We start from the raw sequence: 20,685 nt of genomic DNA on the forward strand, positions 1-20,685 counted from the left end.
GCATTCCCTTGGCCGCCCCCCGGAAGGATAGCGCGCCGCTGCTGGTCGCCAGCGGGCTGACGAAACGCTTCCCGGCGATGGACCTGCCGGCGGTGCGCGATGTCGGCTTCACCGTCGGCGACGGGGAGATCGTCTCGCTGCTGGGGCCGAGCGGCTGCGGCAAGACCACCACCCTGCGCCTCATCTCGGGTTTCGAGCGGCCGGATTCAGGCGCGATCTCTGTCGAGGGACGATCGATCGTCGACCTGCCCCCCGAACGGCGCGGCATAGGCATCGTCTTCCAGGATTATGCGCTGTTCCCACACCTGACCGTGCTTGAGAACGTGATGTTCGGGCTTCGCGCCCTGCCGAAGGTCGAGCGTCGGGCGCGGGCGCAGGAAATGCTGGATCTCGTCTCCCTCGCCGATCTCGCCCAGCGGATGCCGCAGGCGCTCTCCGGCGGGCAGCAGCAGCGGGTAGCGCTGGCCCGGTCCCTGGCGACCCATCCGCGGCTGATCCTTCTGGACGAGCCCTTCTCCAACCTGGACGCCACCCTGCGGGAGGAGACGCGCCAGGAGGTCCGGACGCTTCTCCGCAAGGTCGGCAGCGCCGCGATCCTGGTCACCCACGACCAGGAGGAGGCCTTGGCCTTCTCAGACCGGATCGTGGTGATGAACCAGGGGCGGGTCGAGCAGATGGGAACGCCGGAGGAGGTCTATCGCCGCCCCCGCACGATCTTCGTCGCGCGCTTCCTGGGCCGGTCAAACGTCATCGCCGGAAACGCCGACGGTTCGGTGGTGGAGACGCCGCTGGGCCGGCTGCCGATCGACGGGGGGCGGAAGGGTCATGTCGCCGTCGCCGTCCGGCCCGAACAGCTGATCCTCAATGCCGGAGGATCGGCCCTCGCCTTCGCCACCATCACGGGGCGGGAGTTCCGGGGCCACGACCTGTTCTATTGGCTGCGCTCGGAGAAAGGCGCGGACCTTCTCGCCATCTCCGGCCCTGGCAGGGTCTATGATGTGGGAGAGACGGTGTCTCTCACGACGTCCGAGCCCGCCACCGTCCTGGAGGATGAGGTCAGACCGGCCGCCGCGGATTAGTCACTCCGCCTTCGGGGGCGCGATCTCGGTCGCCTCGGGGGTCGCTTCGGGATCGAGCAGGCGGTGGAGATGAACGACGAAATAGCGCTTGTGCGCGTCGTCCACCGTCGCCGCCGCCGCGCCGCGCCAGGCCGCCAGGGCTTCCTTATAGTTCGGATAGATGCCGACGACGTCGAGATCCTTGGTGTCGACGAATTCCATCGATCCCGGATGCTTGAGTTCGCCGCCGAAGACGAGGTGGAGGAGCTGCTTGGTCATGGGTTCGGTCTCTTCAGGATCATTTAGTGCCGAACATCCGGTCGCCGGCGTCGCCGAGGCCCGGCAGGATGTAGGCGTGGTCGTTCAACTGGCGGTCCAGCGAGGCGGTGAAGACCTTCACGTCGGGATGGGCCTTGTGGAAGACCCGGACGCCTTCCGGCGCGGCGACCAGGGCCATGAACCGGATGTTCTCGTCAGCGACGCCGTGGCGGTTCAGCACGTCGACCGCATGGACCGCCGAGTTCCCCGTCGCCAGCATGGGGTCGACCAGGATGAAGATCCGGTCCTCCGCCTGCGGCAGCTTGACCAGATATTCCACCGGCATCTTGGTCGCGGGATCGCGGTAGAGGCCGATATGGCCTTCACGCGCCGACGGGATCAGTTCGTGCAGCCCTTCGGTCATGCCGAGCCCGGCCCTGAGGATGGAGACCAGCGCCACCTTCTTCCCGGCCAGCACCGGCGCCTCCATCGGCTCCAGCGGCGTCTCGATCGGAAGCGTGGTCATCGGCAGGTCGCGGGTGATCTCATAGCCCATCAGCATGGAGATCTCGCGCAGCAGCAACCGGAAGCCGTTGGTCGACCGCTCCTTCTGGCGCATATGCGTCAGCTTGTGCTGGATCAACGGGTGATTGAGGATGAAGAGATTGGGGAAGTTCGGATGGATCTTCATGCGGTTTCGCGTCTTCGGCTCTGGGATCCGGCAAGTCCGGGCGGACGCGGCGGACCATAGCCCCTGCCGAGCGCCGCGCCAAGATGGGAGTCCGACGGGTGAGGGTCTGGCGGCCTATTCCGCCGCGCCGCGCCACTCCCGTTCGGCATCGTCCAGCGTCCCGCCCCTGAGCGCGGCCCGGATGTCGCGCATCAGCCGGTTCATGGTGAAGATGTTGTGGACGGAGACCAGCGTCGTCGCCAGAAGCTCCCCCGCCCTGATCAGGTGGTGCAGATAGGCGCGCGGGAAGGCACGGCAGGTAGCGCACTCGCAGGTCAGGTCGATCGGGCTGGAATCGTCGCGGAACCGCGCGTTCCGCAGATTGATCTTCTCGGAGCCGGCCGCCCCGCCCTTCATGATCGCCCAGCCATGCCGCGCGACCCGGGTCGGCGAGACGCAGTCGAACGTATCGATCCCCTGGCGCACGCCGGCGAAGATGTCGCCGACCCCGCCGATGCCCAGCAGGTGGACCGGCCGGTCCGCCGCCACGAAGGGCATGCAGTAGGAGACGACTTCGTACATCTGGTCCTTGTGCGCGCCCAGCGAGCCGCCGACCGCCGTGCCGAAGAAGGCGCGGTCGCGGGTGTAGCTCGCGCTTTCCTCCCGCAGGTCGGGATAGACCCCGCCCTGGATGATGCCGTAGAGCGCCTGAGGCAGCCCGTTCGCCGACAGGCCCCCGCCCCGTTCGAACTCCGCCAGGCTGCGGTCGCCCCAGCGGTGGCTCATCGCCATGGATTTCGCCGTATAGGCGCGATCGACATGGAAGGGCGTGCATTCGTCTAGCTGCACGATCAGATCCGCGCCCAGCTTGCGCTGAATGTCGATGGAGCTTTCCGGCGTCAGGAACAGCTTCTCGCCGCTCAAGTAAGACCGGAAGGTCGCTCCTTCTTCCGTGATCTTGGTCAGGCTGGCCGGACGACTCTGCTGCCGCCGTCCCTTGATCTCATCGGCGACGGAGCCATGCCCCATGGAGAAGATCTGAAAGCCGCCGGAATCGGTCAGCATAGGCCCGTCCCAGCCCATGAAGCGGTGCAGCCCGCCCATCTTCGCGACGACATCCGCGCCCGGCTGGATCATCAGATGGTAGGTGTTGGACAGGATAATGTCGGTCCGCGCCTCGCGAAGCTGCGCCGGCGTCACCCCCTTCACCGAGGCCTTGGTGCCGCAGAAGATGAAGTTCGGCGTCTCGATCGCGCCGTGCGGCGTCGTCAGCCGGCCGACCCGCGCGCGGCTGGCGGGATCGGCGGCCTCTATCTCGAACGCGAAGCCCGGATATCGGGAAGAGACGCCGTCAGGCATAGCTGGCGGCGCCCGGCGGGTCGCGCCGGATGACGATCCGGGACAGGTACATGAAGGGCGTGTCCAGAAGCGCGATCGCTACGCGCAACAAGAAGGTGCCCAGGATGTAGGTGAAGATCAGCGGCTCCCAGCCAACCGGCTGCGGCGCCAGCACCACCCAGGCGAGCACGCTGAAGACGGTGTTGTCGATCAGGCTGGATATGATGGTCGAGACGTTGTTGCGAAGCCACAGCGCCTTGCCCTGCGTCCATTTCCGGATCGTCTCGAACGCCCAGACATCGTGAAGCTGGCTGATCAGGTAAGCCGTCATCCCGGCCACGAAGAAGGCGGGCACCGGCACGAACAGCGTCTCGAACGCGCCCTGGATCGGCACCGCCCAGGCCATAGCCTCGCCGGCCTGCTCCGGAGTCAGGGGCGAATAGCCCATGGTCAGGATCATGATCACCGTCCAGAAGAGGAAGGTGGAGAATCCCAGCATCACGCCCCGCCGGGCCGAGGCCGCACCGTAATGTTCGGCCAGGATGTCGGTGGCCAGGAAGGTGGAGGAGAAGAGAATTGTCCCCAGCGCCACCGGATTGTCGTAGATGCCGAACTGAACCGGCTTCAGCACCTGCACGTTCGCCCCGATGACGGCGACGCAGATATAGGCGTACATCCCGCTTTCGCCGAACCAGCGCAGGAGAGCGAGGATCGCGCCGAAACACAGCAGCAGTTCCAGCACCAGCACCAGTTCCGGCGGCAGGGCCTGGAGGGCGGCGACGACGCCTTGGGGCGACAGGCTCAGCATGACGGACGCTCCGGTGACAAGGACGAGAGGCCAACAAAAAAGCCCGCGGCGGAACCGCGGGCTTTGACTGGGTCGCGCCGCGGATCAGGCCGCCGCGGTATTCTCGGCCTGGGCCTTCTCCAGACGACGCTTCAGGCGGCGAAGCTCGGCCGTCAGTTCCGAGGCGCGAGCATTCAGCAGGTAGCCGTCCAGGCCTCCCCGATGCTCCACCGTCCGGATGGCGTGGGTCGACAGCCGCAGACGCACGGTCTCCCGCAGGGTCTCGCTCATCAGCGAGGCTTCCTGCAGATTGGGGAGAAACCGGCGACGCGTCTTGTTGTTGGCGTGGCTGACGTTGTTACCGGTCTGCACACCCTTGCCGGTCAGGTCGCAACGACGGGCCATGGCGCTAATCCTTCGACACGAGAATAAATACGAAAAACAGCGCCGGACAGAAACCCTGCCCGGCGGACGCGGTGATATAGGCGAAGGGCGGCGGGGGCGTCAAGTGCCTCCTAGGGGTGGATCGTCATTCCCGACTTGATCGGGAATCCATACGGCGTCGACAATGGCGAGCTAAGGAAAGCCAAACGCCGAAGGAACACATGGACGCCGCCACACCCACCAGCACCCATACCTATGAGGACGATCCGCGCAATGCCTCGATCCTCATCTCCGTCAACGGGGTCCTGAAACACCGTGCCGACGCCATGGTGTCGGTCCTCGATTCGGGGTTCGTGCTGGGCGATGGCGTCTGGGAAGGGTTGCGGCTGCACAATGGGAAGCTGGCTTTCCTACAGGCGCATCTCGACCGACTCTATGAAGGAGCGAAGGCCATCGATCTGGATATCGGCCTCACCCGGGACGAGCTTGCCGCCGCCATCTACCGAACGACAGAGACCAACGGGATGACCGGGCCGAAAGGATCGGGCATTCATATCCGGCTGATGGTCACGCGGGGCCTGAAGGCCACGCCTTACCAGGACCCGCGAGTCACGATCGGCCCGCCGACCATCGTCATCATTCCGGAATGGAAGTCGCCGAAGCCGGAGGTGGCCGACCGGGGCGTCACGCTGTTCACCACCCATGTGCGTCGAGGGTCGCCCGACGTACAGGACCCGAAATGGAACAGCCATTCGAAGCTGAACTGCATCGCCGCCTGCATCCAGGCCGCCAAAGCCGGCGCGGATGAGGCGCTGATGCTGGACCCGCAGGGCTTCGTCGCCACCTGCAACTCCACGCACTTCTTCATCGTCCGGGATGGCGAGGTTTGGACCTCCACCGGCGACTATTGCCTTCTGGGCATCACGCGAGAGAACGTGCTGAGGCTGTGCCGGGAGAACGGCATTACGGCGCGGGAGAAGAATTTCTCCCTGACCCAGGTCTATAGCGCCGATGAAGCCTTCGTGACCGGCACCTTCGCCGGCCTCGTCCCCGCGATATCGGCAGATGGCCGAACCATCGGGAGCGGGCGGCTCGGCCCCGTCACCAAACGGCTTCGGACGCTCTATGCCGGTCTCATGGACCGGGAGTGCCCCGTATGAACGGCGGTATGAACGGCGTCCGGCGCATCGCCATGTGGTCGGGCCCGCGCAATATCTCCACCGCCATGATGCGGTCCTGGGGCAACCGGCCCGACACCCATGTCGTGGACGAGCCGTTCTATGCCCATTACCTCAACGAGACGGGCCTGGACCATCCCGGCTGGGAGGAGGTGATCGCCCATCAGGAGCCGGACTGGCGGAAAGTCGCGGATACGCTGCTGGGCCCGCTGCCCGCCGGCCGCACGATCTTCTATCAGAAGCACATGGCCCACCATTTGCTGTCCGGCATGGGCGGGGACTGGATCGACGGCCTGACCCATGCCTTCCTGATCCGCGATCCGCGCGCCATGCTGGCCTCCTACACCCGCACACGGGAGACGGTGACGCTGGAGGATACGGGGCTGCCCCAGCAGCGGACGCTGTTCGAAAAGCTGGCTGATGCCGAAGGTTCGCCGCCCCCGGTGGTCGACAGTCGCGACATCCTGATGGACCCGCCGCGCATGCTGCGCCGCCTCTGCGAGGCGTTGGAGGTTCCATTCGATGAAGCGATGCTGTCCTGGCCGCCGGGGCCGCGCCCGACCGACGGCGTCTGGGCGCCCTACTGGTATCATGCGGTGGAGCGGTCGACCGGCTTCCAACGCTATCAGGAGAAGACGGTGGGATTGCCGGACCATCTGGAGCGGTTGGCAGAGGATTGCCTGCCCTACTACCAGGCCCTCCATGCCCACCGGCTGACCTGAAGCTGTCAGCAGCGGTCCGCCGCCTGGATCAGCCCCCAGCCGAATTGCGGATCGTATCCCGGTTCCCCCAGATCGACCGCCTGTTCGGACAGCGCCTCCTGCACGGCGGCGGCCTCCGCCGGAATGCCGGCGGCGAGGATGCGCGCTACCGCCGCGCTGACGAACGGGGTGGCGAACGACGTGCCGGTGACGAAGGTTATCCGACCGTCCGGCGCGACCGCTGAAACACGGACCCCGGGCGCGGCGAAATCGATATAGTCGCCCCGGTTGGCCAGCCCGTAGAGTTCCCGCCGATAGTCGATGGCGGTGACGCCGATGACCGAATCATAGGAGGCAGGATAAGCGGGCGGCGCCGATGGGCCGCCATTGCCGGCGGCCGCGACGGCCACGATCCCGCGCCGGTCGGCTCGCGCCATGGCGACGCTCAACAGCAGGTTGGCATCGCCGGTGAAGCTCATATTCACCACGCCCACCTCCTGCTCCATCAGCCAGTCCAGCGCCGCCGCGATGTCGAAGGCCGTCGTCAGTGGCCGGCCGTCGGGCCCGGGGCGGAAGACGGTCGCCGCCATCAGCCGCGCGTCGGGCAGAAGCCCGTCCTCTCCGACCAGGATCGAGGCGACGGCGGTGCCGTGGCCGTCATTCTCCGCTTCCTCCTCGACGAAAGACCGCTGCTCGATCCGGCTGTCCCGGAAAGCCGGGAGCGATGCGTCCACAGACGCGTCGACCATGCCGATCCTGACATTCGCGCCCGCGCCGCCGCAGGCCGGGCCGCTCACCGGCCAGCCGATCAGTGTCTTCGGATAGTTCGGTGACGGCAGGACGAGCTGCTGGCGCGGACGGTAGATGCCGTTCACATCGAAGGCCGTTCCGGGAAAGAGTTGGGACAGCACCGATTGCGCCGCCGTCAGCGTCATGGATGGGGGAATGCGCAGTCGCGCGGTATCAATCTCCAGTGTTTCCAGGGACTGTCGCTCAATGACGGAGAAACCCAGCCGCTCCACCGAAGGAAAGAAGGCGGGATCGCCATTGACCACCACCAGCTCGTCCTGGACGGCCTGTTCATGGCGATCGGGGTGGGATCGTTCCAGATCCGCGAGGAACGGGTCCATCTCCGGCTGGGGCCTGGGTGGCGGGGGCGGCGCCGGGGGAGCGGGGGCGGCGGCCTGACGAGGCTCCGGCGCCGGAGCCGGCGCTCCGCCTATCAGCCCGCGCAGGAACTCCATGGGATTGCGGTCATACCGTACGACGCCTCGATTACTGACGCCGTCATCGTCGCTCTGCCCGTTGCCGCGCGCTTGTCCGCCATTGCCCCGGCCGCCTCCCCCGGTGTTGCCGTTGTTGCCGTTCCCCCCTCCATTCCCGTTCCCGTTCCCGTTGCCATTGCCATTGCCGTTGCCGTTGCCGTTGCCGTTGCCGTTGCCGTTGCCATTACCGTTCCCCCCGCCGTCATCGTCGTCCCCGCCATCGTCATCATCGGCAAGGGCGGTCTTGTCCTGAAGGGAAAGGCCGCCCTTGCCGATATCCAGCCCGATCGGCGCGCAGGCCAATGAGAGGCCCAGCAGGATTGCCCAGGCCGGAAGACAGCGGGGATTAACCGGCTTCCTCACTCATCCTCCTCACCAGGCAAGGTCAGGACGGCCCATGCGCCGTCGGCTCCACGGCAGGCGATGCCCGACACGCTTTCGGCCTGCGTGGATTCCTGGTTCTCGAACGCGCGGCAGGAAAGGCCGTTCGACAAGGTGATCTCCTCCCGCGCGGTGACCGTTCCCTCGTCGCCGTCAGCCGCGCCATACTCGACCTCCGCGCCCGGCTCTTCCTGCAACGCCTGGAAGAGGGCCGCTTCGAACCGTCCATCGGACATGGTCGCGGGCTCCGGCGGCGGGCCCGAGGCCAACTGGTAATCATCATCGGGCGCACCCGTCAGATAGCCCCCGCCGAAACCCAGGACCAATGCGGCGATCGCGGCGGCCAACGGCAAACCCCAGCGGCGGGCGGAGGTTGGCGATTCCGCCGGCCCCACTCCTTCGGATGCCGCATCCAGCGCCTGCATCAGCCGGTCCGGAATCGGCTGGCGCAGCGGTTCGTCGAAGGCGTTCCGCGCCGCCTCGGCGCTCAGGGTCAGCAGGCGGACCGCCTCCCGCGCCGCCGGATCGGTCTCGACCAGCGCCGCCACCCGCCGCGCCTCGTCCTCGGGCAGTTCGCCGTCGACATAGGCAACCAACAATGCATCATCCCAGTTCCGTTCGCTCATGCGCCTCGTCTCCCTCACACCCCCACCACTGCGGGCGCGGTGTCCAATGCCTTGCCAAGCGCGATGCGCGCCCTGGCCAGCCGGCTCATCACGGTGCCGATGGGAATGTCCAGGATTGCCGCCGCCTCCTTGTAGGAAATGCCTTCCACCGTGATCAGCAGCAGCACGTTCCGCTGGTCCGGCGGCAGGACCGCGATGCGATCCCGCACGGTGCCCAGCAACAGGCGCTGCTCCGTCTCATCGCCGGCGTCGCCGCCTGGGAACACGTCCAGATCGTTGTCTTCCCCGACGACGGTCAGGCGACGGTCCCGGCGAATCCGATCGATCCAGAGATTCTGCACGATCTTGTACATCCAACTGTCCAGGCGGGTGTCGGAGCGCCATTGATGGGCCCGGCTCAGGGCTCTTTCGCAAGCGGCCTGGACAAGATCGTCACCCTCGTCGATCGATCCGGTGAGGCCGTAGGCGAAGCGTCGGAGCTTTGGCAGCACAACCACCATTTCCCGGCGCATCGCGTCATTGAAAAGCATTCCATCACCCACAAGCGGCCTCACTACGGCGGCAGTCCGATCTTATTCCCCCGGGTGAGGCGAAAATGGGGTGCGCATGAGAAAGGTTGCCCCGAGAAGGTTGCCCAGGAATGCCGTCAGCCTCCACCAGGAGGAGCGAGGGCGGCGCGGATGAGGTCTTCGGCTGCCGGCGCCAGCGCCGGATCGGCCCCTTCGTCCGACAGCGCCAGTGCGGCTTCGTTGAGAGCGCCTGACAGGAGGTGGGTCAGCGGGCGGACCTGCCCGACAGCGATCACGCCGGCGTCGGCGCAGGCCTGAAGTCCCTCCGCCAGAGACCCCATCCCATGGCGTGCATCGATCGCACGCCATTCCGCCCAGCCCAGCACGGTGGGGGCGTCGATCAGCAGGATGCGCCTTATGTCGGGCGCGGTCGCATGCGCCAGAAAGGCGCGACTGCCGGCCACGACCGCTTCGACCGGCGTGGCCGCCTCATCGGCCGCCTCCCCGATCCGCGTCACCAGTTCGGCCGCAACCTCCTCCACCACTGCGCGGAAGAGATCCCGCTTGTCCTGGAACTGATAGTAGAGCGCGCCGCGCGTCATCTCCGCTTCGGCCACGATTGCCTCCGTGGCCGCGCCGGCATAGCCGTCGCGCGCGAAATGACGGCGCGCCACGGAAAGCAGACGTTGCCGCGTCCTGGCGGTCTTTCGGCCCATGGAGGCTTGTCCGTCCGGCGAATCGATTTTCGTTGTTTTCATACAGACTGTATGTTTATTCTCGTTTCGTACAGATTGTATGTTCTAACGCCGTCGAACATGGAAGGAAATCCCCGATGCCATCGATCAACAGCCTCTATCCCCTGTTCTCGGTCGCCGATCCGGCGGCGGCGCGAGATTTCCTGACGGGCCTGTTCGACCTGGAAGTGGTCTTCGACGCGCCCTGGTACGTGCATCTGAGCCAGGGCGGACCGGCGGGCTTCAACGTCGCGCTGATCGCCGAAGGGCATGACAGCATGCCGCCGGGAGAGCGGGATCGCGGGCGGAGCGTGCTGCTGACGGTGGAGGTGGACGACGCGACCGCGCTGGATTCCCGCCTCCGCGCCGAGGGGGCGGAGATCGTCCAGCCGCTGCGCGACGACCCCACGGGCCAGCGCCATGTCATGGTTCGCGTCCCCGGCGGGCCGGTCCTGGATGTCGTGGAGTGGATCGCCGCTCCCGCCGATCCGGAGGCCGCTCAGGCGTCGACCTGATCGACCGTCGCGCGTTCCACGAGGGCCTTGAACGCCTCGCCGCAGCCCAGCCGCCATGTGCTGATATGGTCGGCCCCTTCGGCCACGACGCGCAGGCGCGGTTCGGGCGCGGCCTGGAACAGAGTGTCGAACTGCCAGGCGGGGATGATGGCGTCGTCCGTGCCGTGGCAGACGACGATCGGCGCCTCCACCTCGTCGATCCGGTCCAGCGAGTTGAATCGGTCGCGCATGAAGACACGCACCGGCAGGAAGGGCAGCAGATGGACGGCGGCGTCGACGGCGCTGGTGAAGGGGGCCTCCAGGAACAGCCCGGCCAGCTTGCCATTGCCCTCGCCGGCCGCCAGCCCTACCGCGACGCCCGACCCGATCGAATAGCCATAGGCGACAACCCGCGCGCCCCGATCCTCCAGGAAGGCGAGCGCGGTGGCGGCGTCAGCGATCATGTTCGCCTCCGTGGGCCAGCCGGGCGCGCCGCAATAACCGCGATATTCCAGCGCCAGAACGCCATAGCCCTGGACCGTCAGGTCCGAAGCGTCGAACGCGCGATGCCACGCGCATTCATTATTGCCGTGGAGCATGAGGACGGTCGGCTTGCCGGCCATGGAGGGCGGGCCGTACCAGGCCGTCAGTCGCACTCCGTCGCCCGAAAGGATGGTCAGCGGTTTCAGCGTCGTCACAACGTCGGGATTGGCCGGCAGCAGCCGGCCGGGATGCAGGAGATAGCCCTGAGCGCCATAGAACAACGCCACAATGACCGCATAGCCCGTGAAGATGATGGCGGCGAGGCGAATGAGGACGCGGCGCGACGCGCCCGCGCCAGCGGCCTGTTTCCTGTTCTTGCCTTGCCCGATCATCATTACGACGGCGCCCTCCTCGCAATCACCCTAGTGCGGATTGGTTAACGATGCCCCATCATGAGACAGTTTTAAGACAGAGATAGGGCAAAGGAGGGTATCGCAGCTGCTCTTTCGGCGACGCCATCATTCCGCCCCACTGAACAGCTCCGATCCCGCCTTTACCGGGGCCGCGCCAATCGTTAAACCCAAGCAGAGGTCACGGGACCAATTCAGGTGGGGGGTTATGAATTCTGCGTTGCAAGGCCAGGCTGGCGTCGACCGGCCGCAGCCGTTCAGGATGATGGGCGGCTCGTTCACCCTGATGGTCCTGCGCCTCAACGACCCGACCGACCCCGCCTTCTTCCCCATGCTGCTGGACAAGATCGCCCAGGCGCCGAATTTCTTCCGCCATGCGCCGGTGGTGCTGGATGTCGAAGCGCTGGCGGAAAGCGGCCAGCCCTTCAACTTCGCGGAGTTCGGCCGCCGTTTGCGCCAGCACCAGCTTGTCCCCGTCGGCATCCAGAACGGCAATGAGGCGCTGAACCAGAAGGCGGTCGCCGCCGGCTTCAGCGTGCTGTCCGCCGGCCGCCAGATGGCCGACAGGACCCCGACGGAAGCGCCGGCCCGTTCAGCGGCCCCGGCGGAAAGCACGCCCGTCGAAGCCGAACCGGCCGGGGCCGGGAACGGCCAGTCCCTGGTCGTCACGGAGCCGGTGAGATCCGGCCGCCAGATCTACGCCCATCAGGGCGATTTGGTGGTCATGGCCCCTGTCAGCCGGGGCGCCGAACTGCTGGCGGACGGGCATATTCACGTCTATGGTCCGCTGCGCGGCCGGGCGCTCGCTGGCGTCAACGGCGATCCGGCCGCGCGGATATTCTGCCAGAGCCTGGACGCCGAGCTGATCTCGATCGCCGGCTATTGGCGGGTCCGCGAAGACATGGGCGAAGACCTGATCGGGAAACCCGCCCAGGTCCGGCTCGAAGGCGAGCGGATCGTCATAGAACCCCTTTCCACCTGAAACCTCACGGCAGGCAGCCCGCCACCTGAACCTCAAGACCGCCGCGGAGATATCCAACAGTGTCCAAAGTCATCGTCATGACATCGGGTAAGGGGGGAGTGGGAAAGACCACCTCCTCAGCCGCCTTCGCCACCGGCCTCGCCATGCGCGGCCATAAGACAGCGGTCATCGACTTCGATGTCGGGCTGCGCAATCTGGACCTCATCATGGGGTGCGAGCGGCGGGTGGTCTACGACTTCGTCAACGTCATCAATGGCGAGGCGAAGCTGAACCAGGCGCTGATCAAGGACAAGCGGGTGGACAATCTGTTCATCCTGCCGACCTCCCAGACACGGGACAAGGACGCGCTGACCAAGGAAGGCGTGGAGAAGGTCCTGGACGAGCTTCGGAAGGATTTCGAGTACATCGTCTGCGACAGCCCGGCGGGGATCGAGAGGGGTGCGCTGATGGCGCTCTATTTCGCCGACGAGGCGGTGGTGGTGACCAACCCGGAAGTCAGCTCCGTCCGGGACAGCGACCGCATCCTTGGCGTGCTGGCCTCCAAATCCCGCCGCGCGGAACGGAACGACAAGCCGGTGAAGGAGCATCTGCTGCTCACCCGCTACGATCCCGACCGGGTCGAGCGGGGGGAGATGCTGAAGGTCGAGGACGTGCTGGACATCCTGTCGATCGACCTTCTGGGCGTCATCCCGGAAAGCCAGACGGTGCTGCGCGCCTCCAATTTGGGACAGCCGGTGACTCTGGACAAGGAGAGCCAGGCCGGCCTGGCCTACGCCGACGCCGTCGGCCGCTTCGTCGGGGAGCAGAAGGAGCACCGCTTCCTCAAGACGGAGAAGAAGGGTTTCCTGCAACGGCTGCTGCGGAGGACGGCATGAGGCTGTTCGATTTCTTCCGGCCCGCGCCCAAGCCTTCGGCGAACGAGGCGAAGGAGCGGCTGCAGATCCTGCTGGCGCACGACCGCGCGGGATCTACGCGCCCGGATTACCTGCCCAAGCTGCAGAAGGACCTGCTGAAGGTCGTCGCCAAATACGTCCAGATTGACGAGGACAAGGTGTCCGTGCAACTGGACAGCAAGGGGTCGATCGACATGCTGGAGGTGAACATAGAGCTGCCCGCGCCCCCCGTGGCCGCCGCCAGAAGGGCGCGGGCACGGGCGGCGACATCCTGACTTCGGTCAGCAGACGGTCTGACGCGGCGTCCGCTCCACGGCCAGCCCGAAGAGCGGGCGCAGCTTCGTGCCGGCGATATTGCCGATGAAGGCCGCGACCAGCCACAGCCAGCCATGCAGGCTGCCGGAAACGATGCCGCTGAAGTAAGCGCCGATATTGCAGCCGAAGGCCAGACGCGCGCCATAGCCGAGCAGCACGCCGCCGACAGCGGCCGCCAGCAGTGACCGTGCCGGAATCCGCCAGACCGGCGCAAACTTCCCGGCGAGGCCGGCCGCCGCCAGGGCGCCGAGGACCAGCCCGATATCCATGACGGAGGTTATGTCGTGGGCGATGCCGGCTTCCAGCGCCGCCTCCCGCGCCGACCAGTAGGGCCATGACAGGATGTCGACGCCCAGCGCCTGCGCGCCCTTCGCGCCCCACAGCGCAAAGGCGGAGGTGACGCCCCAGGGCCGTCCGGCGAGATAGAGGGTGGCGAAGTTCAGCAGCGCCAGGGCGATCGCCCCCCAGACCAGCGGCCACGGCCCCCGCGTCAGCCGCCTCCACAGCGGTTGGGACCGTTCGCCGGCGATCGGCGCGGCCACGCCGTGGCGGCGCTTCTCCAGCCACCATGTCCCGGCCGCGATCGCCGCGAAGATGGAGAGGTTGAGCGCCAGCGCCGGGCCCAGCCCCAGGCTGTCCACGATGGAGACCGGCGGCGGAGCCGGAAGGGAGAACCACCAGGGCAGGTGCGCCGTCGCGATCACCGAACCCACGACGAAGAAGAACAGCGTCACGACCATACGCGTATTGCCGCCGCCGACGGTGAAGAGCGTGCCGCTGGCGCAGCCGCCGCCGAGCTGCATGCCGACGCCGAACAGGAAGGCGCCGATCACGACCGCCGTCCCGGCCGGCGAGACGAAACCCTCGACCGGCTGACCAAACAGGCTCCCCGCCGCCAATGCCGGGAAGAACAGCAGGCTGCCCAGGGCCAGCATGACCATCTGCGCCCGGAGACCGGCGCCCTTGCGGTCGGCGATGAAGACCCGCCAGCTTGAGGTGAAGCCGAACGCCGCATGGTAGAGCGTGATCCCCAGCCCGCCGCCAACGGCGAAGAGAGCCGCCTGCCGCCAACCGACCAGATGGTTGAGATAGACCGCACCTGCCAGCAGAAGGATGGCGGCGATGAGGAAGACGCGCAGATCGCGGCCGGACAGGCTGCCGCCCGGTATGGCGCGCGGCAGGGGCCGCGAAAGGGAGAGGTCAGTCATGATCCGAGCATTGCCAGTGTCGAGCGAGATTTCCCGGATATAACGTGTGATTACTAATTTTATATAACAAAAATAAAATGTGACATCAGACTTCAATTTCCCATGGCCATCGGGAACCCGACTGTCGGACACTCCTCCCGGCCGAAACAGGGGAGCATCGGATGGCTTTGAACAGCGCGGTTTCGCAGGCGTTGGACATTCAATTGGCGGTCGGCGCCGAGTCGTCGCGGAGGGTCGGAATCCATGCGGCGGCGCTCGTCGGCAAGGGGGCTGCCGCATTGCTGGTCTGCGATCCGTTCATTGCTCAAAGCGGGCTGGCGGCCGGAACGATGGAGTCCCTTGCCGATGCCGGCTTCGATTTCGAGACATTCACCGATATCCAGTCCGATCCCCTTGCGGCACAGGTGGACCGGGCGGCGGAGCAGGCGCGGAGGATTGGGGCGCAGGTGATCGTCGGGATCGGCGGCGGGTCGGCCCTGGACGTGGCCAAGCTGGCCGCGGCGACGGCGGCGGGAGACGCCCCCTCTTCCGCCTATGCCTGCATGGATCGGCCGATTCCGGACCGGACCTTGCCGATCATCGCCGTGCCGACGACGGCAGGCACGGGTTCGGAGGTGACGCGGACGACGGTCTATACGCTCGACAGCGGCGCCAAGGTCTGGGCGTGGGGCGAGGCGCTCCGGCCGAAGGTCGCGGTGCTGGATCCGATCCTGACGATGGGTCTTCCGCCCTTCCTGACGGCCGCCACGGGAATCGACGCGATGGTCCATGCGATCGAGGCCTGCACCAACAATCGCCGGCCGAACCCTTCGGCGGACGGCTGGGCGCATGAGGCGATCGCGCTGGTCGCGGAATGGCTGCCCGTGGCGCTGGCCCGGCCCGACGATCTGGAGGCGCGGGAGGCGCTTCAGCGCGCCGCCCTTCTGGCCGGCGCGGCGATCGATTCCTGCGGCACCGCGATCGCCCACGCGCTGGGCCACGCGCTGGGAGCCATCGGCCACATCCATCACGGCCGCGCGGTCGGGCTTTGCCTCCGCGTCGCGCTGCCGGGCAACATCGCCGCCGCGCCCGATCGGCACGCGGCTGTCGCTCAGGCCATGGGCACAGGTCTGGAGACCCTGGCGGAAGCCTATGACGTCTTCCTGCGCAGCTCGGGTATCGAAATCGGGCTGGAGAAGGACGGGCTGGGAACCGCCGACCTCGATCGTCTGACCAGGGCCACGCTGGAGCCGGCGAACCGGCCGATGATCGAACCGAACTGCCGAAAGCTCAGCGACCGGGATGTCGCCGACCTGGCCGAGGCGCTGTTGCGGGCGGCGTGACGCCGCCGACGGTCAGCGCCCTTTTCCGGAGAACATCGAGGCCGCGACGCCAGCCAGGATCGCGGCGATCAGGACGCCTCCGCGATTGGCGCTGAACCAGCGCCGGCCGCCCGCGCCGGCGGAAGCGCCGAGCCCTCCGGCCAGCAGCCCGAGTTGCGCTGTATCCGCCTTGAGGTCCGCCCGCGCCTGGTTGGCCGCGATATCAGCCGCGGCCACCAGCCTGCGGCCGCTGAGCGGGCGCGCCAGCAGAGCCAGCAGGAGGGCGAGGATCAGCACGATGCCGCCCATCACCAGGGCGGCTACGATTAGCCCCTGGGATTTCGCGAGGGCGAGGAACCCGGCCAGCAGGAAGAATCCGACGCCGACCAGCCCCAGCAGCCCGGCGAAGAGATAGACGCCGAAGCGGATGGCCGCCGCGCGCGCCCTGATGCGCGCGCGCAACATCTCCGCATCGGCGACGCGCTGCAGTCTGAAAAGCGGCAGCATGCCGCTTAGCGGTCCATCACCTTGCCGAGCAGGAGCCCGATGCCGAAGGCGACCATCACGCTGGTGAACGGCCGTTCCTCTATCTGGTTTTCGATCGCCGTCGCGCCTTCCCGCGCCTTCAGGCGCGCGCGGAGGGTCGCCTCGTCCAGCCGGTCCGCGGCGTCGCGGGCGGCCCCCTTCGCACGTCCGGCCTGCGTGTTCACTTCCGACCGCGCGGTGTCGCCCAGCGCCTTAGACAGGTTGGAGATATCCAGGCGCAGCTTGTCGATGTCGGCTTTGAACGTGTCGAATTCCGTTTCGAGATTTCGGGTGGTTGCCATCCGGCCCCTCCTCCTGTTCGATGACGATGCCCATGCCGGGCGAAACGCTACGCCCTTAGAAACACGGCCCGGATCGAAATGATCCGTCGCGGCCCGTTTATCGGGCGGCAACGCCCGCGCCGCGGCGGCGGCCCAGCCGGCTGACATAGATGCCCGCCACGATCAGGGCCAGCGCCGCCCATAGACGGGGCGACGGCGTCTCGGCCAGGAACAGCCAGCCCCAGAAGACACCGAACATCGGCACCAGATAGCTGACCTGGGACATGAAGGTCATGCCGCAATTGCGGATGATCTGGAACCGCAGCACATAGGCGAAGCCCGTCGGCCCCACGCTGAGGAAGAGGAGCGCCGCCATCGACCGCCAGTCCGGCGTCGCCGTCCAGGGCTGGTCCACCACCAGGGCCGCCGGAACCATATAGGCCGAGGCCGTCATCAGCACGATCCCGCTCCAGAGAAGGGGCGGCAGCGTGGCCGCCCGGCGGGTCAGCAACCCGGCGACGGCATAGCTGGTCGACGCCCCGACGACGGCAAGCTGGCCCAGCACGCCCGACCGCGCGCCGAACAGGACATCGGCGCCGATCAGCAGCACCACCCCGCCGAACCCCAGCGCCATCCCCGCCAGCTTCGGCGCGGTCAGCCGGTCGTCATTGGTGAACAGATGGGACATCAGCAGCACGATGAACGGCCCCATCGCCATCAGGATGGCGGCCCGGCTGGAATCGATATGCTGCTGTCCCCAAGAGATGAGGGTGAAGGGCAACGCGCTGTTGAAGAAGCCGATCAGCACCAGCAGCAGGAGCATGCGCCCGTCGACGCTCCCCCTCTCGCCCCGCAGCCATGCGGCCGAGCAGAGCGCCAGCCCGGCCAGCGTGATCCTTACGGCCGCCACCGTCATGGGCTGGAAATCCTCCAACGCGATCGCGATGCAGAGGAACGCCGACCCCCAGATCGCGCCCAGGAGGAACAGCTTCGTGGTGTCGGCGGCGGTGGGAGGACGGATGGGGGGCATGGGCCTGACAGGCAACGAAAGGAAAGCCCGACGGCGCGGTTCCCGCCGACCGAAGCCGCCGGGCTGGATTCCGCGCCAGGAACGAGCAGGAAAGACCCATTCTGACGGGGACGCGGATGGCGATCAAGGATCGTCCTTCTTCGCCGCCCGGTCCCAAGACCGATCCCCCGAGGCTTGCCCCATGGCGGCAACGGGAGGAAGATGCGCTTCTCGTCTCACCGCTCCCCCCGCACGGTTTCCTCCATGTCTTCTTCCGCTTCCCTCGCCGTCTCCACGGGCCGGCGATCGGCATTGCTGCTTCTGGCCGCGGTCATCGTGCTGTGGGGCCTCAACTGGCCGGTGATGAAGCTGGGGCTCACCCATATGGGGCCGATGACCTTCGTCACCTGGCGGATGGCGATGGCGGCCGCATGCATGTTCGCCTTCGCCGCCGCGACGGGCCGCCTCCACTGGCCGACGCGGCGGGACTGGCCGATCGTGCTGTCGGTCGGGCTGTTCCAGATGGGCGGGTTCATGACGCTCTGCACCTTCGGCTTGCAGTATGTCGAGGCCAGCCGGTCCTCCATCCTGGCCTATACGACGCCGCTCTGGGTCGTGCCCGGCGCCATCCTGCTGTTCGGGGAGAAGGTGGCGGGGCTGCGGCTGTTCGGCGTACTGGTCGGTCTCGCCGGCGTCGCCGTGATGTTCAACCCGGTCGCGATCGACTGGAGCAGCCGCGACGTCCTCATCGGCAATGGCGCGCTGATGCTGGGCGCGCTGCTCTGGGCCGGCCAGATCCTCCAGATCAGGGGTCATCGATGGGATAGCCCGCCGCTGGAGCTGGTGGGCTGGCAGCTTCTGGTGGCGACCCTGATGGTGCTGCCGATCGCTCTCCTGACCGAAGCGGGGCGGCCGGTCGACTGGGGCTGGGAGCTGACGGCGATCCTGGTTTATAATGGGCCGATCGCCACCGCCTTCTGCTTCTTCGCCGTCATCACGCTGAACCGGGCGCTGCCCGCCGTAACCACATCGCTTGGGATGCTGGGCGTGCCGGCGGCGGGGCTCGTCTTCTCGGCCGTGATGCTGGGTGAGCCGATCAACGCGACCAAGGGCGCGGGGCTCGCCCTCATCGCCTGCGGCCTCGCCTTCGTCGCCGTCGCGGACCGTCGAACGGCCCGCGCCGCATCATAGGGACCACCGGGGTTCAGGGCCGCCTTGCCAGCGCCTTGGGCGCTGACCATACTTGGAAGATCATGCGCGCCGAACGTCGCAAATATTCGCGTCTCTACGATTATCCGCCGGAGCCGGAAACGCGGTCCTGCGACCATCCGGGCTGCGCGGCGACCGGCGAGCATCGCGCGCCAAAATCGCGGGACCGGTTGAACGACTATTACTGGTTCTGCCTCGATCATGTCCGGCAATACAACAAGGCCTGGAACTTCTACGCCGGGCTGAGCGATGACGAGGTCGAACGGATGGTCCGGATGGACACGGTCTGGCAGCGGCAGTCCTGGCCCATGGGGACCCAGCGCCGCTATGAGGAGGCGCTGCGGGAGCGCGTCCGCCGTGAGTTCACGGGCGAGGACGATGCGCAGTCCCATGCCCGCCGGGAGCAGCCGCGCCATCACCGGACGGAGGAGGAAAGCGCCATGGCGGTGCTGGACCTGGATTTCCCGGTCGATTTCGCCACCGTGAAGGCGCGCTACAAGACGCTGGTCAAGCAGCACCATCCCGACGCCAACGGCGGATCGCGGGAGGCGGAGGAGAAGCTGAAGACGATCAACCACGCTTACGGCGTTCTCAAACGATCCTTCGCCGCGTAAGCTGCCGGCCTCCGCCCCTAGACGGCCATTTCTAATCGTTTCGACACTGGAGCATCATGTCCACGCAGACGGCCCCCCAGACGGCGCACGAGAACACGCCCGACATCAGCGTTTCGGTGCGCCAGACCTTCGGCATCGACAGCGACATGAAGGTCCCGGCCTTCAGCCAGCCGACGGAGCATGTGCCCGCGTTCGACGACGCCTACCGCTTCGACCGCGACACCACCATGGCGATCCTGGCAGGCTTCGCCCATAACCGCAGGGTGATGATCCAGGGCTATCACGGCACAGGCAAATCGACGCATGTGGAGCAGGTGGCCGCCCGGCTGAACTGGCCCTGCATCCGCGTCAATCTGGACAGCCACATCAGCCGCATCGATCTCGTCGGCAAGGACGCGATCGTGCTGCGCGACGGCAAGCAGGTGACGGAGTACCGGGAAGGCATCCTGCCCTGGGCGCTGCAGAACCCCTGCGCGCTGGTGTTCGACGAATATGACGCCGGCCGGCCGGACGTGATGTTCGTGATCCAGCGCGTGCTGGAGGTTGAAGGCAAGCTGACGCTGCTGGACCAGAACCGGGTCATCCGCCCGCACCCCGCCTTCCGCCTGTTCTCCACCGCCAACACGGTCGGGCTGGGCGACACGACCGGCCTCTATCACGGCACGCAGCAGATCAACCAGGGCCAGATGGACCGCTGGAATATCGTGACGACCCTGAACTACCTGCCCCACGATCAGGAGGTGGAGATCGTGCTGGCCAAGGCGCCGGACTATGACGATGCGGAGGGGCGGGAGACGGTCGCGGCCATGGTCCGCATTGCCGACCTGACGCGCGCCGGCTTCATCGCGGGCGACATCTCCACCGTCATGTCGCCCCGGACCGTCATCACCTGGGCGGAGAATGCGCGCATCTTCGACGATCTGGGCTTCGCCTTCCGGGTCACGTTCCTCAACAAGTGCGACGAGGTGGAGCGGCCGGTGATCGCCGAATACTACCAGCGCTGCTTCGGCACGGAGCTGCCGGAGACGGGCGTGGGAATGCACGTCTCCTGACCTTCCGCCGCGGCAAGCCC

The 20,685-nt window shown here is 66.9% G+C and carries 25 protein-coding genes; 11 read left to right on the plus strand and 14 right to left on the minus strand.

Annotated elements, in window-relative coordinates; all coding sequences use genetic code 11:
* The first annotated feature begins 8 nt into the window (after nt 1–8).
* Nucleotides 9–1,079, plus strand: coding sequence for an ABC transporter ATP-binding protein (locus tag AAFN89_RS09685; protein WP_347538464.1), 1,071 nt, complete (start codon nt 9–11; stop codon nt 1,077–1,079).
* On the opposite strand, the gene AAFN89_RS09690 is transcribed toward AAFN89_RS09685, so the two are convergent.
* From AAFN89_RS09690 to rpmB, 5 genes are all read right to left on the minus strand, one after another.
* Nucleotides 1,080–1,337: a DUF4170 domain-containing protein gene (locus tag AAFN89_RS09690; protein WP_347538466.1), complete on the minus strand. Its 258-nt coding sequence runs from the start codon at nt 1,335–1,337 to the stop codon at nt 1,080–1,082.
* 19 nt (nt 1,338–1,356) lie between these two features.
* Complete coding sequence (gene upp / locus AAFN89_RS09695) at nt 1,357–2,007, minus strand: uracil phosphoribosyltransferase (protein WP_347538468.1); 651 nt, start codon at nt 2,005–2,007, stop codon at nt 1,357–1,359.
* 114 nt (nt 2,008–2,121) lie between these two features.
* On the minus strand, nt 2,122–3,345 hold the full coding sequence (gene tgt, locus AAFN89_RS09700) for a tRNA guanosine(34) transglycosylase Tgt (protein ID WP_347538470.1): 1,224 nt from the start codon (nt 3,343–3,345) through the stop codon (nt 2,122–2,124).
* Nucleotides 3,338–4,132 carry a queuosine precursor transporter gene (locus AAFN89_RS09705; RefSeq protein ID WP_347538472.1) on the minus strand — a complete coding sequence of 265 codons (795 nt, stop codon included), beginning with the start codon at nt 4,130–4,132 and terminating at the stop codon, nt 3,338–3,340. Before AAFN89_RS09705 ends, tgt begins: the two co-directional genes overlap by 8 nt.
* A gap of 84 nt (nt 4,133–4,216) precedes the next feature.
* Nucleotides 4,217–4,516 (minus strand): 50S ribosomal protein L28, encoded by a 300-nt coding sequence (rpmB, locus tag AAFN89_RS09710; RefSeq protein ID WP_347538474.1) that lies wholly within the window; start codon nt 4,514–4,516, stop codon nt 4,217–4,219.
* Between the two features lie 200 nt (nt 4,517–4,716).
* Between rpmB and AAFN89_RS09715 the strand changes: the two genes are divergently transcribed.
* Nucleotides 4,717–5,655, plus strand: coding sequence for an aminotransferase class IV (locus AAFN89_RS09715; protein WP_347538476.1), 939 nt, complete (start codon nt 4,717–4,719; stop codon nt 5,653–5,655).
* Nucleotides 5,652–6,395, plus strand: coding sequence for a hypothetical protein (locus AAFN89_RS09720; protein WP_347538479.1), 744 nt, complete (start codon nt 5,652–5,654; stop codon nt 6,393–6,395). Before AAFN89_RS09715 ends, AAFN89_RS09720 begins: the two co-directional genes overlap by 4 nt.
* Nucleotides 6,396–6,400: 5 nt before the next feature.
* On the opposite strand, the gene AAFN89_RS09725 is transcribed toward AAFN89_RS09720, so the two are convergent.
* The 4 genes from AAFN89_RS09725 to AAFN89_RS09740 form a co-directional block, all read right to left on the minus strand.
* Nucleotides 6,401–8,002 carry a S8 family serine peptidase gene (locus AAFN89_RS09725; protein WP_347538481.1) on the minus strand — a complete coding sequence of 534 codons (1,602 nt, stop codon included), beginning with the start codon at nt 8,000–8,002 and terminating at the stop codon, nt 6,401–6,403.
* A complete protein-coding gene (locus AAFN89_RS09730; RefSeq protein ID WP_347538483.1) occupies nt 7,999–8,646 on the minus strand; it encodes a hypothetical protein in 648 nt (215 codons plus the stop codon). Before AAFN89_RS09730 ends, AAFN89_RS09725 begins: the two co-directional genes overlap by 4 nt.
* A gap of 14 nt (nt 8,647–8,660) precedes the next feature.
* Entirely contained in the window at nt 8,661–9,176 is a 516-nt protein-coding gene (locus tag AAFN89_RS09735; RefSeq protein ID WP_347538484.1) for an RNA polymerase sigma factor, read from the minus strand.
* A gap of 116 nt (nt 9,177–9,292) precedes the next feature.
* Nucleotides 9,293–9,871, minus strand: a complete 579-nt coding sequence (locus AAFN89_RS09740; RefSeq protein WP_347538485.1) for a TetR/AcrR family transcriptional regulator — start codon at nt 9,869–9,871, stop codon at nt 9,293–9,295.
* 116 nt (nt 9,872–9,987) lie between these two features.
* Between AAFN89_RS09740 and AAFN89_RS09745 the strand changes: the two genes are divergently transcribed.
* Complete coding sequence (locus AAFN89_RS09745) at nt 9,988–10,404, plus strand: VOC family protein (protein WP_347538486.1); 417 nt, start codon at nt 9,988–9,990, stop codon at nt 10,402–10,404.
* On the opposite strand, the gene AAFN89_RS09750 is transcribed toward AAFN89_RS09745, so the two are convergent.
* On the minus strand, nt 10,389–11,261 hold the full coding sequence (locus tag AAFN89_RS09750) for an alpha/beta hydrolase (protein ID WP_347538487.1): 873 nt from the start codon (nt 11,259–11,261) through the stop codon (nt 10,389–10,391). The genes AAFN89_RS09745 and AAFN89_RS09750 overlap by 16 nt on opposite strands.
* 223 nt (nt 11,262–11,484) lie before the next feature.
* Between AAFN89_RS09750 and minC the strand changes: the two genes are divergently transcribed.
* From minC to minE, 3 genes are read left to right on the plus strand one after another with little or no spacing between them, the layout of a single operon-like run.
* Nucleotides 11,485–12,258 carry a septum site-determining protein MinC gene (minC, locus tag AAFN89_RS09755; protein WP_347538489.1) on the plus strand — a complete coding sequence of 258 codons (774 nt, stop codon included), beginning with the start codon at nt 11,485–11,487 and terminating at the stop codon, nt 12,256–12,258.
* A gap of 59 nt (nt 12,259–12,317) precedes the next feature.
* Nucleotides 12,318–13,133, plus strand: coding sequence for a septum site-determining protein MinD (gene minD / locus AAFN89_RS09760; protein ID WP_347538491.1), 816 nt, complete (start codon nt 12,318–12,320; stop codon nt 13,131–13,133).
* A complete protein-coding gene (gene minE, locus AAFN89_RS09765; RefSeq protein WP_347538493.1) occupies nt 13,130–13,426 on the plus strand; it encodes a cell division topological specificity factor MinE in 297 nt (98 codons plus the stop codon). The genes minD and minE overlap by 4 nt, the downstream gene beginning before the upstream one ends.
* Nucleotides 13,427–13,432: 6 nt before the next feature.
* Here the strand turns inward: minE and AAFN89_RS09770 are convergent, their stop codons facing one another.
* Nucleotides 13,433–14,674 carry a YeeE/YedE family protein gene (locus AAFN89_RS09770; protein ID WP_347538495.1) on the minus strand — a complete coding sequence of 414 codons (1,242 nt, stop codon included), beginning with the start codon at nt 14,672–14,674 and terminating at the stop codon, nt 13,433–13,435.
* Nucleotides 14,675–14,835: 161 nt separating this feature from the next.
* Between AAFN89_RS09770 and AAFN89_RS09775 the strand changes: the two genes are divergently transcribed.
* The gene (locus AAFN89_RS09775; protein WP_347538497.1) at nt 14,836–15,996 is read left to right on the plus strand and encodes an iron-containing alcohol dehydrogenase; all 1,161 of its coding nucleotides are present in this window, start codon (nt 14,836–14,838) and stop codon (nt 15,994–15,996) included.
* 12 nt (nt 15,997–16,008) lie between these two features.
* On the opposite strand, the gene AAFN89_RS09780 is transcribed toward AAFN89_RS09775, so the two are convergent.
* The 3 genes from AAFN89_RS09780 to AAFN89_RS09790 all read right to left on the minus strand — a co-directional run bounded on the left by AAFN89_RS09780 (nt 16,009) and on the right by AAFN89_RS09790 (nt 17,811).
* Nucleotides 16,009–16,482: a hypothetical protein gene (locus tag AAFN89_RS09780; protein ID WP_347538499.1), complete on the minus strand. Its 474-nt coding sequence runs from the start codon at nt 16,480–16,482 to the stop codon at nt 16,009–16,011.
* 5 nt (nt 16,483–16,487) lie between these two features.
* Complete coding sequence (locus AAFN89_RS09785) at nt 16,488–16,802, minus strand: hypothetical protein (protein ID WP_347538501.1); 315 nt, start codon at nt 16,800–16,802, stop codon at nt 16,488–16,490.
* Nucleotides 16,803–16,899: 97 nt separating this feature from the next.
* A complete protein-coding gene (locus AAFN89_RS09790; RefSeq protein WP_347538503.1) occupies nt 16,900–17,811 on the minus strand; it encodes a DMT family transporter in 912 nt (303 codons plus the stop codon).
* 243 nt (nt 17,812–18,054) lie between these two features.
* On the opposite strand from AAFN89_RS09790, the gene AAFN89_RS09795 reads away from it, so the two are divergent.
* The 3 genes from AAFN89_RS09795 to cobS all read left to right on the plus strand — a co-directional run bounded on the left by AAFN89_RS09795 (nt 18,055) and on the right by cobS (nt 20,665).
* Nucleotides 18,055–18,981, plus strand: a complete 927-nt coding sequence (locus AAFN89_RS09795) for a DMT family transporter (protein ID WP_347538505.1) — start codon at nt 18,055–18,057, stop codon at nt 18,979–18,981.
* Between the two features lie 62 nt (nt 18,982–19,043).
* A complete protein-coding gene (locus tag AAFN89_RS09800; protein ID WP_347538507.1) occupies nt 19,044–19,613 on the plus strand; it encodes a DnaJ domain-containing protein in 570 nt (189 codons plus the stop codon).
* 56 nt (nt 19,614–19,669) lie between these two features.
* Complete coding sequence (gene cobS / locus AAFN89_RS09805; RefSeq protein ID WP_347538509.1) at nt 19,670–20,665, plus strand: cobaltochelatase subunit CobS; 996 nt, start codon at nt 19,670–19,672, stop codon at nt 20,663–20,665.
* Nucleotides 20,666–20,685 lie beyond the last annotated feature (20 nt).

The sequence above is a fragment of the Inquilinus sp. CAU 1745 genome (assembly GCF_039839375.1).
Lineage (GTDB): Bacteria > Pseudomonadota > Alphaproteobacteria > DSM-16000 > Inquilinaceae > JBDOQU01.

What these genes read in the sequence shown, in the direction of transcription:
- AAFN89_RS09690 (WP_347538466.1), bottom strand. Translation starts at nt 1,337, where the DNA reads ATGACCAAGCAGCTCCTCCACCTCGTCTTCGGCGGCGAACTCAAGCAT.
- upp (WP_347538468.1), bottom strand. Translation starts at nt 2,007, where the DNA reads ATGAAGATCCATCCGAACTTCCCCAATCTCTTCATCCTCAATCACCCG.
- tgt (WP_347538470.1), bottom strand. Translation starts at nt 3,345, where the DNA reads ATGCCTGACGGCGTCTCTTCCCGATATCCGGGCTTCGCGTTCGAGATA.
- AAFN89_RS09705 (WP_347538472.1), bottom strand. Translation starts at nt 4,132, where the DNA reads ATGCTGAGCCTGTCGCCCCAAGGCGTCGTCGCCGCCCTCCAGGCCCTG.
- rpmB (WP_347538474.1), bottom strand. Translation starts at nt 4,516, where the DNA reads ATGGCCCGTCGTTGCGACCTGACCGGCAAGGGTGTGCAGACCGGTAAC.
- AAFN89_RS09715 (WP_347538476.1), top strand. Translation starts at nt 4,717, where the DNA reads ATGGACGCCGCCACACCCACCAGCACCCATACCTATGAGGACGATCCG.
- AAFN89_RS09720 (WP_347538479.1), top strand. Translation starts at nt 5,652, where the DNA reads ATGAACGGCGGTATGAACGGCGTCCGGCGCATCGCCATGTGGTCGGGC.
- AAFN89_RS09730 (WP_347538483.1), bottom strand. Translation starts at nt 8,646, where the DNA reads ATGAGCGAACGGAACTGGGATGATGCATTGTTGGTTGCCTATGTCGAC.
- AAFN89_RS09735 (WP_347538484.1), bottom strand. Translation starts at nt 9,176, where the DNA reads ATGCTTTTCAATGACGCGATGCGCCGGGAAATGGTGGTTGTGCTGCCA.
- AAFN89_RS09740 (WP_347538485.1), bottom strand. Translation starts at nt 9,871, where the DNA reads ATGGGCCGAAAGACCGCCAGGACGCGGCAACGTCTGCTTTCCGTGGCG.
- AAFN89_RS09745 (WP_347538486.1), top strand. Translation starts at nt 9,988, where the DNA reads ATGCCATCGATCAACAGCCTCTATCCCCTGTTCTCGGTCGCCGATCCG.
- AAFN89_RS09750 (WP_347538487.1), bottom strand. Translation starts at nt 11,261, where the DNA reads ATGATGATCGGGCAAGGCAAGAACAGGAAACAGGCCGCTGGCGCGGGC.
- minC (WP_347538489.1), top strand. Translation starts at nt 11,485, where the DNA reads ATGAATTCTGCGTTGCAAGGCCAGGCTGGCGTCGACCGGCCGCAGCCG.
- minE (WP_347538493.1), top strand. Translation starts at nt 13,130, where the DNA reads ATGAGGCTGTTCGATTTCTTCCGGCCCGCGCCCAAGCCTTCGGCGAAC.
- AAFN89_RS09770 (WP_347538495.1), bottom strand. Translation starts at nt 14,674, where the DNA reads ATGACTGACCTCTCCCTTTCGCGGCCCCTGCCGCGCGCCATACCGGGC.
- AAFN89_RS09775 (WP_347538497.1), top strand. Translation starts at nt 14,836, where the DNA reads ATGGCTTTGAACAGCGCGGTTTCGCAGGCGTTGGACATTCAATTGGCG.
- AAFN89_RS09780 (WP_347538499.1), bottom strand. Translation starts at nt 16,482, where the DNA reads ATGCTGCCGCTTTTCAGACTGCAGCGCGTCGCCGATGCGGAGATGTTG.
- AAFN89_RS09785 (WP_347538501.1), bottom strand. Translation starts at nt 16,802, where the DNA reads ATGGCAACCACCCGAAATCTCGAAACGGAATTCGACACGTTCAAAGCC.
- AAFN89_RS09790 (WP_347538503.1), bottom strand. Translation starts at nt 17,811, where the DNA reads ATGCCCCCCATCCGTCCTCCCACCGCCGCCGACACCACGAAGCTGTTC.
- AAFN89_RS09795 (WP_347538505.1), top strand. Translation starts at nt 18,055, where the DNA reads ATGTCTTCTTCCGCTTCCCTCGCCGTCTCCACGGGCCGGCGATCGGCA.
- AAFN89_RS09800 (WP_347538507.1), top strand. Translation starts at nt 19,044, where the DNA reads ATGCGCGCCGAACGTCGCAAATATTCGCGTCTCTACGATTATCCGCCG.
- cobS (WP_347538509.1), top strand. Translation starts at nt 19,670, where the DNA reads ATGTCCACGCAGACGGCCCCCCAGACGGCGCACGAGAACACGCCCGAC.